Annotated in this window: 11 protein-coding genes; 2 read left to right on the top strand and 9 right to left on the bottom strand. The window is 40.0% G+C overall.

Annotated elements, in window-relative coordinates; genetic code table 11:
* Positions 1–729: 729 nt before the first annotated feature.
* From ACFWE9_RS04705 to speB, 7 genes are all read right to left on the bottom strand, one after another.
* Complete coding sequence (locus ACFWE9_RS04705; RefSeq protein WP_230157319.1) at positions 730–2,157, bottom strand: MDR family MFS transporter; 1,428 nt, start codon at positions 2,155–2,157, stop codon at positions 730–732.
* Between the two features lie 59 nt (positions 2,158–2,216).
* Positions 2,217–2,789, bottom strand: a complete 573-nt coding sequence (locus ACFWE9_RS04700) for a TetR/AcrR family transcriptional regulator (RefSeq protein WP_230157321.1) — start codon at positions 2,787–2,789, stop codon at positions 2,217–2,219.
* Positions 2,790–3,000: 211 nt separating this feature from the next.
* A complete protein-coding gene (locus ACFWE9_RS04695; RefSeq protein WP_230157323.1) occupies positions 3,001–3,093 on the bottom strand; it encodes a putative holin-like toxin in 93 nt (30 codons plus the stop codon).
* 192 nt (positions 3,094–3,285) lie between these two features.
* Complete coding sequence (locus tag ACFWE9_RS04690; RefSeq protein WP_230157325.1) at positions 3,286–4,275, bottom strand: D-2-hydroxyacid dehydrogenase; 990 nt, start codon at positions 4,273–4,275, stop codon at positions 3,286–3,288.
* An 83-nt stretch (positions 4,276–4,358) separates the two neighbouring features.
* Positions 4,359–5,120 carry a class II aldolase/adducin family protein gene (locus ACFWE9_RS04685; protein ID WP_230157326.1) on the bottom strand — a complete coding sequence of 254 codons (762 nt, stop codon included), beginning with the start codon at positions 5,118–5,120 and terminating at the stop codon, positions 4,359–4,361.
* Between the two features lie 45 nt (positions 5,121–5,165).
* Entirely contained in the window at positions 5,166–6,587 is a 1,422-nt protein-coding gene (locus ACFWE9_RS04680) for a sodium:solute symporter family protein (RefSeq protein WP_230157327.1), read from the bottom strand.
* A gap of 99 nt (positions 6,588–6,686) precedes the next feature.
* Entirely contained in the window at positions 6,687–7,685 is a 999-nt protein-coding gene (gene speB / locus ACFWE9_RS04675; RefSeq protein WP_377355808.1) for an agmatinase, read from the bottom strand.
* 256 nt (positions 7,686–7,941) lie between these two features.
* Between speB and ACFWE9_RS04670 the strand changes: the two genes are divergently transcribed.
* A complete protein-coding gene (locus ACFWE9_RS04670) occupies positions 7,942–9,345 on the top strand; it encodes a sigma-54 interaction domain-containing protein (protein WP_377355807.1) in 1,404 nt (467 codons plus the stop codon).
* Positions 9,346–10,431: 1,086 nt separating this feature from the next.
* Here ACFWE9_RS04670 and ACFWE9_RS04665 read toward each other — a convergent pair.
* Both ACFWE9_RS04665 and ACFWE9_RS04660 read right to left on the bottom strand, forming a co-directional pair.
* The gene (locus tag ACFWE9_RS04665; RefSeq protein ID WP_290370553.1) at positions 10,432–10,560 is read right to left on the bottom strand and encodes a hypothetical protein; all 129 of its coding nucleotides are present in this window, start codon (positions 10,558–10,560) and stop codon (positions 10,432–10,434) included.
* Positions 10,561–10,877: 317 nt separating this feature from the next.
* Positions 10,878–11,057, bottom strand: coding sequence for an IDEAL domain-containing protein (locus ACFWE9_RS04660; protein ID WP_230157331.1), 180 nt, complete (start codon positions 11,055–11,057; stop codon positions 10,878–10,880).
* Positions 11,058–11,540: 483 nt separating this feature from the next.
* Between ACFWE9_RS04660 and ACFWE9_RS04655 the strand changes: the two genes are divergently transcribed.
* Entirely contained in the window at positions 11,541–12,839 is a 1,299-nt protein-coding gene (locus ACFWE9_RS04655) for an MFS transporter (RefSeq protein ID WP_230157333.1), read from the top strand.
* Positions 12,840–12,945 lie beyond the last annotated feature (106 nt).

The following is a 12,945-nucleotide window of genomic DNA, read 5'->3' as shown; positions in this document are numbered from 1 at the left end:
TCTCAGGTTTTGAACCGGCATTCCATCTACACCATGGCTTCCCTTATTTCTTTCTACACGCTTCAATGCCTGTATTAAGTTTTCCCTCTCTAGTATCTGTTCCATTAACATCGTTGATATCCTTTCCCTGCGTGGACGAGATGGTCTATTTGTGCCTTTATCTGCTCCGCCCTTTTGAAGTTCCCCGTGTATTCACCACTTCTTCCTTCAAATAAGTTCCGTTAGGAATTGTTTGCTTCTTCGCAAAATAACGAACGCCTAGTATCCGTCCTCCTCAATCTGTTCGGTCCTTCCTTATCTTCTCGAGTAGACAAGTACTATGACCTCTGCTGACTTCTGATGATTCAGCTGTCCATCACTGGACAGGTTACCAAGTGTACTTGGCTGTCATCAGACCTCCCCGGGTAAGAGTGCAATCTTTCCCTCCATCTATCTGCTTCATTTACTCTGTACCACCTTCGGCAGTAAGGACTTTGTTTTGTTTCGCAAACTCATCCAATGATACCTAGCCTTATATGAAGTTCGTGTCCCTCAGACCGGAGGTTTGCCGCTTGCTTCCTTCAGATTCCACGTCACCATGGACACCCTTGCATTAAGCTAACCATTACTACTGCCTTCATGGTTCGGGACTCGCACCCTATAGATTGCACCCATGCCGGGCGCACAAAAAAGCCAGACAGGGAAAACCTTTTCCCTGCTGGACTTATCTTTTCTATATATATGTTCCTATTAATCTCGTGCTGTTCTGATAAAGAACGACGCGATCAAACCTATGATTGCAAGGAGTAGGCCGAAAATAAAGGCATCTTGAACGCCTGCAGTCAATGATCCGCTAATGACGGATGGATCTAACGGATCCTTCGCATTTGCCATATAATTTTTTTGTGTTGTTGACATGATGGTAATCGCAACCGTCGTACCAATGGCTCCCGACACTTGTTGCAATGTATTCATAAGAGCCGTTCCATCCGGATAAAGATTTTTCGGCAGTTGATTCAAGCCGTTTGTCTGTGCGGGCATCATGACCATCGAAACACCAATCATAAGGAAAGTATGCATGACGACTACCATCATGATAGAAGTCTCGGTCGTCACGTTCGTCAAAGACCATAACATTACAATCATGATAATGAAGCCCGGGATCACTAATCCTCTTGGTCCGAACTTATCAAAAATGCGTCCCGTAAACGGGGACATGATACCATTAAGCACTCCTCCCGGTAATAGTACAAGCCCAGCTGAAAATGCAGCTAATGCCAGCCCAGTTTGCAGGTATAACGGTAAGAGAATCATGGAAGACATGATGATCATGAAGGTAATGAAAACGGTAATTAACCCTAACGTGAACATGGGATATTTAAAAACGCGCAAGTCAATCATCGGTCTCTCCATATTGAATTGTCTTACTGCAAACAGGAATAACGCGATAAGGCCAACAATGATAGAGGATAAAACAATGGCATTCCTCCATCCTGATTCTCCTACAATACTAAAGCCATAAACGATTCCCCCAAACCCGATTGTCGATAAAATGATGGATGGTACATCGATTTTTGGTTTGGTGATCGTAGAAACGTTTTGCATATACTTGAGACCAAATAATAATGCGATCACAAAGAACGGTAAAGTCACCCAGAAGATGTAATTCCACTTCAGATTTTCGATGATCAGACCTGAAACTGTCGGTCCGATGGCAGGTGCAAACATGATTACAAGTCCCATCAATCCCATCGTCGCTCCCCTTTTATGGATCGGGAAAATAACCAAAATGGTATTGAACATAAGCGGCAGTAAAAGACCCGTTCCGACTGCCTGGATGACGCGAGCCAGCATCAAGAGTCCGAACCCAGGTGCTATGGCTGCAAGGAGTGTACCGAAGATCGAGAACACCATTGAGGCAATGAATAATTGACGAGTATTGAACCACTGGATCAAGAGCCCGGAAACGGGAACCAGTATCCCCAAGGTTAATAAATAACCTGTTGTCAGCCATTGTACAGTGGATGGGCTGATAGTGAATTCCTGTATTAAGTCCCCTAGCGCCATATTTAAGGCCGTCTCACTGAATAACCCAATGAACCCCGCAATTAAAAATGAAATTAATATAGGGGTCGTTCTTATGACTGGGCTTTGTTGCTGTGTTGCATTTGTAGACATAAAATAATTCCTCCAATTAACCGTATCGACCAAAGCTTATAATAATGTTTCCGTATGACTTATTTATTTATCAACAATAAAGGTATTTGTTCCGCAATGGCTTGGAGAGGTTCCCCATTTTTCGCCGTTAAAGATAACAGGATGCCCCCTTCAATTAAAGCATTTATTACAATACTCAATTCCTTTGACCGTTTCTCACTATATTTCGCCTCAAGCAATTTTTTCACATAAATGGATTGCCATTCTTCTATCGCTTCTTGACAGGCCGTTCTTATCGGCTCACTTGTCGTATATGTTTCAGCCGCTATCGTACCGATCGGCAGTCCTAATAGATTTTCACTTTCACCAAAGACCTCGGATAATTGAAAAATATGAGCCTGAATGGCTTTAATAGGGTCATCGATCTCATCAAATCCCCGTTTAATTTCATTAATGACGAATTCTTTAGTATGATTGATCGCTTCAATCGCCAATTCTTCTTTGCCTTTCGGAAAATAATGATACAGCGAACCTTTTGGAATGCCACTTTCTTCAATAATGTCCTTAAGCCCTACCCCATAATATCCACGTATTCGAAAAAGTCGGGAAGCAACTTCAATAAGAATGTCTTTAGAGTTTCTTTTATCGGCCATAGCTTGATCACTCCTCATCATTATACCAACTGGTCTATTAGTACTATACTGGCATTTCATTGTTTTGTCAAAGTTGGCTGGCTTAAATACTTATACAACAAAAAGAACACCTCATAACTGGTGTTCTCTGCAAATTGGAAATCAGAATTCATTACCTTCTTTTTAAAAACGCTCCATTAATCAAACTTTTCATAATCATATTTCGTTATCTTCAAGGATTCTTGTCTTGATTTTTAAAATCAAGAATAGCAATTACAAACATGCCAAAGCTTAGCATCAGGGAAATAACTTCGAAAGTACCCATTCATACATCGCCTCCTTACATTCAGCTTTTCCTGATCAGAGATTGTCCTATACAAGAAAAACATGATGCAGTGGCATTTAAACCATAAAAAAAGCAAACCCAATTAGAGTCTGCCCTCGTACTCATCATATTCTTGGAAAATCGAAATTCCCCATTCAGTTGAATCTTTCTTTTTAACATATCCCATTGCTGTTAATAACCAAGTTTTTTTTCAACAACATTCATTAATGGTTTACCCTCAGAAAAAAGCTTTAAATTTTTCAAGAATAATTGCATCACACGATCTAGGTGTTTGGCAGAGTTGTAGGCATTATGTGGGGAAACGATGACATTTTCCAGCTGCCAGAAAGGATGATCTTCAGGTAATGGTTCTACTTCGAACACATCGAGCGCGGCCCCTGCTATGTGCCCGTTGCTCAATGATTCAATTAAATCTTCGTCCACAATCGTATTGCCACGGCCGACATTAATTAAATAACTGCCTTTTTTCATTCTATTTAATCGTTCTTCATTTAAAAAATATGATGTCTCTTTCGTAAACGGGAGAGCCAAGACGACAAAATCGGACCGTGAAAGGACCTCATCCACTTGATCCATACCCATTATCAAATCAGCAGGCTCATATCCTTCGTTCCTCTTGGCGGGATTTCGGCGACAGCCAATAACGGTCATTCCAAGTGCTTTACATCGCTTTGCTATCTCAAAGCCAATGTCACCATACCCAATTATCCCCACTGTCGAATTCTCAAGGTCTGTCACAGGAATTTCAACCCATTTTTTATTCATTTGATTTCTGATCATTGTCGGCATACCTCTTGCTAACGAAAATAGCATGGCAATTGTATGCTCGGCAATCGGGACAGATGTGCAACCCTTGACATTGGTGATGGTGACATCTCTGTTTTGAATATCTTCATTAAGCATGGCCTCCACTCCCGCACTGTCTGAATGGACCCATTCAATCTTTGGAGCCTTTTTAAGAATGCTGAGGTTATCATGAAGTCCCATCGTATAAAGAACATCAAACTTAGATAGATCTACGGCTGGCTGTGGTTCAGGTTCGCCGAATTCCCATGGTTCGACAACGACATCAGAACAAAACTCCTTCAACTCATTGATGTATTTCTCGGGTATATCGACCCTTATATAAAGTGAAGGAGCTGCTTTCTTTGATTCTGACATGATAATACCTCCTCAAGAACCTACGATTCCTTTTTCTTTAATTAATGAGATGTCAAGTCGAAATGCCATGCTGTGCTTTATGATCAATTCAAGAAATCTGGTTGCTCTTTTCTAATTCTATCCCAAAGTGGTTGAAAACTCAGCCAGCCTTCATATTCCGTGCCCGTTTGTTCTGCTGTTAATTTTGCATACTCCTCCTCTATAAAAATAGGCTTACCGACAGATTCGGCCATAATCTGCGCTTGACATGAACGTTCCATCGTTATGAACCACCAAGCAGCTGAATCTACAGATTGGCCCACCGTAAGCAGACCATGGTTGCGGAGGATGACTGCTTTGTGTTGACCTAAAGCCCTAGCGATGCGTTTCCCTTCTTCAGATGCATAAACCACACCAGTAAAATCATCGAACAATGCATGGTCTTTATAGAATTGGCAGGCATCTTGCGTAATCGGATCTAGCAGTCTCCCTAAAGAAGACCATGTCTTTCCATATACCGAATGTGCATGTGCCGCTGCAATGGCATCCGGTCGTGCTTTATGGATTTCCGAATGAATGGCAAAGGCAGCACCATTCACCGAATGTTCCCCCTCTACAATATCACCTTTATGATTAACCAATATAAGATCGGAAACCGAAATTTGACTAAAATGCATCCCAAACGGATTGACCCAGAAATGGTCTGTATATTTAGGATCGCGGACCGTAATATGGCCAGCTATCCCTTCATCGAAACCAAACTTTGAAAAAAGACGGAAGGAAGCTGCCAACCGTTCTTTCCTGTGATTACGCTCTTCTTCCATTGTATCGAATGTCGCGGGTTGCAGGGAAATTATCTTTGTCATATTTCTTTCCTCCTCGATTCTTTTTCTGCTTTTTTAGGTGAACCATCAATTAGCCAAGGTGTCCATATCCGTTTTCTCCTTTACCTCTTGCTTTACCTCATTATTGGGACTTAGGAAAGTAAGGGTAGTGATGACGACAAAACTAGTAGCGAGTCCGTATAGAATGGGTTGAGTGGAGGAAGGCCCATTAATGACCAATCCCACAATAATAGCGATCATGCTAGCCAGAATGGAGTAGAAAGCGGCTGTAGCCGTAACTCTCTTCCAAAAGAATCCAAGAATGATTGGAAAGAACACAGCTCCGGATAAGATTGCGTAAGCCACATCCAGTGCAACTAAAATATCTTGAATCCATATCGAAACGATTATGGCCAATACACCAATCGTTAAAGTTGTAATCCTAGAAGTTCTTAAAAATTGACGTTCACTCATCCCTGAACCGAAATATTTTTTAATGATGTCATTAACAACTAAAGTGGATGAAGCGAGCAATGTTCCTGAAGCAGTGGACATTAGGGCTGAGACTACACTTGCAATGACAATGCCCAGTAGACCTACAGGCAGGGTTTCCATCGCTATACTAGTAAATGCAGTTTGTGGATCGCCTAAATTAGGAAGGATAATGAAAGCACACATTCCAATGATACTGATTGCAATCGCGTAAAAAACGCTATATATTCCAGCTCCAACCGTTCCTCCTCGAGAAACCGCTTTGGTTCGTGCGGTAAAAAGTCGCTGCCAAATATCTTGTCCTACGACTACCCCTAAGGTAAATAGTAAAAAATATTGAAAAATTGTCTCTCCGCCAATGTTGCCTAACTCAAAATGTGAGGCTGGGAGATTTTCTTGAATTGAACTCCACCCTCCTGCTTTAGAGATGCTCATTGGAAGCATGATAAAGAAAATCCCGATCGTCATGATGACGAATTGCACGACATCGGTCATGGTGACTGACCACATTCCTCCTAATATTGTATAAAATAAAACGATCCCACCCCCGACTATCATGGAAACCGTTAAATTCCAACCAGCCAAAACATGTAATATCGTCCCCATCCCAATCACTTGCGTTACAGTCAGCATGAATGTATAGATAACCGAGACCAATGCACTGATTAATCGCGTTTGAGAATTGTAACGCTTCTCAAGCATTTCACTGATCGTCAGTACTTTTAAATCAAAGATCTTATTTGTTAAAAACAATCCGATTGCGATAATCCCGAGTCCGATCATCACTACTAACCAAATACCGGATATCCCAAACTGATAACCTAACTTTGCTGTTCCAAGTGTAGAAGCGCCCCCTAATATCACAGCAGCCAAACAGGATAAATACATAAAATGACCGAGATTACGCCCTGCTACAATGAAATCATCTGCTGTTTTTGCCCGTCTAGATCCAATTACTCCCACTATGATTAAAACAGAAAAGTATAGAATCATGATCGATATATCCAAAATATGCATGTACACATCTCCTTTTAAGGTTGTTTTATTTTATATCCCTTTTTTGTTAAAAGATGGAAGGAAGAGGTTTTTCTCCAACCCCTTCCACTTGAATGAAAACTAGTTGTTAAGCTGCGTTTCCAAATCTTCCACTTTCTGTTTCCCCTCCAGTTTTCCTTTTTTGGCGAGAGCGATTAGTGTAATGAATTCATAGACAATATTAGCCGCGGCGGCAGCGGTGATTTGTCCATGATCGTATGCAGGTAAAACCTCAACAAGATCGAATCCGACAAAATTTATATTCGTCAATCCTCTTACAAAGCTTAAAGCATCATCAATGCTGGCCCCTGAAACTTCCGGTGTCCCCGTTCCCGGTGCATAAACGGGATCTAAAAAATCAATATCAAAAGATAAAAAGACAGGGCCGTCCGCAACTCGCTCGTGAATGACCTCTAGCATTTTTTCGACACCGATTCGTTTATAATCGTTCGTCGTATAAACACCCAAGCCTAAATCCCGAGCGTCCTGAAGGTCTTCCGGCCCGTACAGACCGCCCCTCATACCAATTTGGAGAGATCGCGATACATCGATGAGACCCTCTTCTATTGCGCGGCGAAAAACGGTTCCATGATTGTACTTTTGATCGAAATAACTATCCCACGTATCTGAGTGAGCATCGAATTGAAGCAGGGCAACCGGTCCATGTTTTTTTGCGATTGCACGCAGCTCCCCTAGAGTGATAGAATGATCGCCTCCTAATGAAATGGGAATGATCCCTTTTTCAATGACAGGAGTAAGCTCTTCCTCGATCTTTTTATACGTTTCTGAAATATAGCCCGGTATGATCGGAATATCCCCATAATCAATCCCTGATATATAATCAAAAATATTAATATCTTGTTCTGGATTATAAGGGCGTAAAAGGATGGAAAAATCGCGAATGGCTTCCGGTCCGAATCTCGCACCCGTTCTAAATGATTGCCCGGAATCAAATGGAATACCCGTAATGACAAAATCCATATGTTCATCTACCTGTTCAACAAATGGAAGCCGCATGAACGTACGAACTCCGCAAAAGCGGGGCGATTTGAATGAGTCTTTCGGTTGATACTTCATCATGTTACATCCTCCTAAATTTTCTTTATTCATTCCAAAGCTTTGAATAAGCGTTCGGAATTTTTAATCATACCTTTTACTTAAGCAAGATTCGCGCCAACTATTTCCCTGCCATTAATGAGGATTGTCGTTATCCTTTTACATCATTTGATTAAAAACTTAATCAATTTCATATTTTTTGATTTAATTTTTGATTATTCCGACTTTTTGATTTATATTTTAATTAAGCAATATCCCTATATCCAAAGGAGTGGAATTCATGTACGACGGAATGCTCGAGGAAGAATTAAATAAGATCATTGAAACATCGAATAATAACATCCTCATTACCGATCAGGATGGAATCATTCTGTATTCCAATCCAAAGCTTTGGGAGATTTATGGTATGGAAAGTGACTCTTACATCGGAAAATCCGTCTATCAATTAGAAAAAGAAGGACTTCTAACTCCTTCCATTAACGCACTGGTTTTAAAAGAAAAGAAAGCGCAGCGGATCATGCAACAAACAAAAACGGGTCATGTTGTCATGTCGACAGGCTATCCCATTTTTAATAAGGAAGGCATTCTCGTTAGGGTAATCAGCTATGGTCAGGATCAAACCGAGATCCTGCAATTGCAAGATCAATTTGCGCAATTACAACGAAAGGTAAAGGGCTATCAAACGGAAGTCGAGGATTTAAGAGAAAAGGAATTGGATTACCATGACATGAATGCTAGAAGTTATGAAACAAAGCATCTCTTAAAAACGATCCATAATGTTGCAAAAACCGATGCGACGATTCTCTTATTAGGACCATCTGGTGTAGGGAAAAGTACATTTGCTCGCGCCGTTCATGATCAGAGCAACCGAAAGAAAGAACCTTTTATTGAAGTGAATTGCAGCACGATACCTGATAGCTTGTTCGAATCAGAAATATTCGGCTATGAACCTGGTTCATTTACAGGGGCAAACAAACAAGGACGGCAGGGCATGATTGAACAGGCTGATAGCGGAACTCTTTTCTTAGATGAAATCGGGGAACTCCCACTTGCCATGCAAGCCAAATTACTGAATGTATTGCAGGAAAAAAAGATAAAGCGTATCGGTGGAAAAAAAGAAAACCATATTAATTTCCGTCTGGTTGCCGCAACAAATCAAGATTTAAAGAAAATGGTAAGTGAAGGCAAGTTTAGGCTAGACTTATATTATCGATTGAATGTGATTCCCATCCAAATTCCGGCTCTACATGAACGTAAAGAAGATATACCTCTCTTAATACAGCATTACTTACAGAAGATCAATGATAAATACCGGAAATTTAAAAAATTCCATCCAACGACTTATGAAGTTTTGACTCATTATAATTGGCCAGGAAATATTCGAGAATTAGAAAACTTAATTGAACGATTAATCCTCACAATTGAAGAAACCAATATATATCCTGATCACCTTCCCCAATCCATCACAGGGCAAATGGAACAGCCTGAAGATTCCACTTTCCTTGAAATCGAACAGGAATGTGAGGAGAAATTCGATTTAAAGCAGACACTGGAAAAAATTGAAATGCAACTGATTGCAAAAGCATGGAAACAATGTAAAACCACATACGAAATGGCAGATCATCTGGGAATCAGTCAGCCAACAGTCATCTATAAATTAAAGAAATACAAAAAATATTTTTAGATTCGGTTTGAGGTCCCCTCGAAACCATGCATGGACCTTGGCTTTTAGTAATAGTTGCCATTCAAGCTAAGGGCGATTATAAAACTATGTATGCTCGCGGTCAAAATACTTCAATCGATAAAAAAATCCATATTCAAGTTGAATGGGATTCACAAATATCACATTTCCATATTATTAATGTTAAAGCTTACATTAATTCAAACGAATGATTGTAAGTGATGCCCCTGCCCTACCTGTTAAAACAACGGTAGCCAAAAATAAATCAGGTTTTTTTAATTATTTTTCACATACAAAAAGGCTCCCATAAAAGGAAGCCTTCATTTACTAACATGGCAATCTTGCCGAAAATTTTTATGCATTCAAGCTTTTTTCCTTGTAAACACTTTTTTTCGGATTTTTTATAACATTCTATCTTCTTTACACTTTAAAACATGGATGGGTATGGAAATGGACTAGAAATTCAATTAATGTTTTTTCGACAAGTGATTACCTCTTCGTGTAATCGAAATCCCAGCTAAGATATAAACCAATCTTGGTTCTATATGAACTAACCATTACTTTAAAGATATCGTTAACGATATTTTTGAATATTAATATTTCTTGTCTTAATGGACTTTGGCATTGGTATTCCAGCTATTCTTAGAGCTACGCCCCTTTAATTTCTAAACGATCTTCCTGTCTCCATTCTAAAAAATAAAAGATATTTTACTATATCAACAGACTAGGAATTACATAACCTATTCCGAGATGAATTCATCAACAAAAAGAGGCACCCATAATGGGAGCCTGAATTTTAGTGAAGGTAAAGTTATTGTATGTGAACCGCCACGATTCCGCTTCTCTATGCGGCACGATAATTGAAATGACGATAACCACTTTTTTTCACCATCCTTCCTCTCCATGACCCCTTCCCTGTTTCACCACTTTGTCTGCATTGCCATCTTATCAATCGAGACAGCTCCAATTGTCAATAATTGAAGTTTTTCATAAGGGCCCTCTCGGAATTAAAACTAAAATGCCAAAACAAAATAAAAATGAATCAGGAAGTTATACAGCTCTTCCTGATTCATCTTTTATTTTCTTTGATTACTTTTTATCTTTACGACTTTTGGGAACATAGTCATTCAGTTTGTTAAATAAAGAAGTAATGTAGGAGTTGAGTTCGAATCGATCCTCCTGAACAAATTCTGCTAACGACACTCCATTCTTTTTCATTTCTTTTCCCCCTTTTAGCATTTCATCCTGATGCATAAACCTTTTGCCTCTTATGCCTATAGCTTTTGACATTGGCGCCCTTACATTAAAAATCTCTTGGATCTTCTCTCCGTCGTTCTCTTTATCTGACTATTATACAAGAAAGCGCTTACAATGTAAAATATTATAATACTATAGATTCCTATTAACGAAGAATGTTTCAGCTAAAAAAATTTCATCTTCATCTTACATATATTATCAAGCTTCACTGGCTTTTCGTGCACGGGAGCTTTTCGTTTACATCATAACTACTTGTCTTTTTTGCAGTGTGCAAAATTTCATGAAATGCTCTTCAATATTTCAGTTAAACGTATGAACTCTTCCTTATCACGATTCTTCAATGAGTCATCGATGGCTTTTTCGATTTGTGCTTTTCGGTAATCACTAAGCGCCTTTTTTAAAACCATCTCAGCCATCTCTTCAGGTTCCAGTGATGTTCCAGGCAATTGCTTCTCCATACGAAACCAACTCCTTAACCTTTTTTCTATTATACTAAGTAACTTGGAGATTATTATCTATTTATTAAAATGTTATCCTTTCCACTTTTTTCATTTCCTTATTCACATGATTCCCACATCGCCACTCTTCTATACATAAAAAATACTAAATGATCAAATTGAATCTTATGATCCTCAGGAGTTAAAACTTTTTCCTTTTACTTAAAACTACACTTATTTTATCCGTGAGCGCTGATCTCATTTTTCCATTACTTTAGAATTAATTATATTCCAATACAGGTGAAATAAGCTATGTTAAACGTTTCATTTTTTCAGAAAAATCAGATATATATATTGACGGATATGGATAACCTCTCTAAAATAATCTAAATAATCCATTTTTTTACTTATATTCACCAGCCATCCATTTTGTTCATGTAAATGTACACTCTTCGATGTAAGCGTTTTTTTACAAATGAAAACAATATTAAAGGAGCATTTCCCATGAAAAAAAGCCGAGTTCTTTTCGCTAGTTTAGCTGGTTCCGTTATTGAGTGGTATGATTTCTATTTATATGGGACAGCGACGGGATTAGTTTTTACAACACTATTCTTCCCCAATCAAGATCCAGCGATATCACTTCTTCTTGCCTTTGTCACTTTCGGGGCAGGTTACGCGGCCCGTCCAATCGGGAGCATCCTATTCGGACATATGGGTGATCGCATTGGACGGAAGGCGGCACTCATGTTCACCCTCATTGGTATGGGCGGAAGTTCAATGCTTATCGGGGTTCTGCCCACCTATGCCCAGGTTGGTCTGGCAGCCCCCGCCATCTTGGTGGTGCTGAGATTGATTCAAGGGATTTCCTTGGGAGGTGAATGGGGCGGGGCCATCCTATTGGCAACGGAATCTGCCCCAAAGGGGGTCCGTGGGTTATATGGATCCATTCCCCAACTAGGGGTACCCATTGGTTTAGTTGCCGGTTCGTTCAGCCTTACCCTTATTAGTTCTTTGACTACCGATGCCCAATTTTTATCTTGGGGTTGGCGGATTCCTTTCCTTTTAAGTGGTGTACTGATCGCATTGGCAATCTGGGTAAGGAGTGGAATTGAAGAAACGGAAGAATTTCAAGCGCAGAAAGATAGCGGTGATCTTGCGAAGATTCCCATTATTGACACGTTGAAGCATGATTGGAGAAGTGTAATGCAGGTGATCGGACTAAAAATCGGGGACGGGTTCTTCAATGTATTCATCATGTCCTATGTTCTCGTCTTTACCACAATGTATTTTGGATATTCACGAGATTCAGCCCTGACCGCTTTAACGATTGGCTGCGCTACAATGCTCATTACCATTCCCGTCATTGGTTACATTTCTGATTTCATCGGTCGAAAAATCATCTATGTGTGTGGCCTGATACTCCTTTTCGTCTTGTCTATCCCCTACTTCACTATGATCGGACAAGGGATAGGCTGGTTCTACTTTATGCAGGCAGTTGTACTCGGCGTTGTTTGGGGAGCGATTTTTTCTACACAAGGAACATTATTCTCAGAGCTCTTTCCAGCAAAAGTCCGTTATACGGGATTATCTGTCGGATATCAGGTCGCGGCAGCCATTGCCGGTTTCGGTCCTCTCATTTGGACCACCATGGCGGATTCATATGGTCCATCCCCTTTGGTATTTGGCGGATTCATGATGGCTGGTCTCGCAATCTCCCTAGCGCTTTGTCTATTAATACCGCAATCCAGTAGAATCATCGAAAAAGATCAAACTCTAAAACCCAACGAGCTGGATTTGAACTGATACTCAAACTATGAAATAAATAAAACCATAGGCTGCATGTTCCCATCACCGGGATATGCAGCCTATGGTTTGTTAGAATGGCTTGAACATATTCAAATGCTTGTTA

Origin of the sequence: Peribacillus sp. NPDC060253 (assembly GCF_042727425.1) — a bacterium.
GTDB lineage: Bacteria > Bacillota > Bacilli > Bacillales > DSM-1321 > Peribacillus.
Note: the sequence above shows the minus strand (reverse complement) of the source record. Positions and strands in the feature narration are given on the sequence as shown.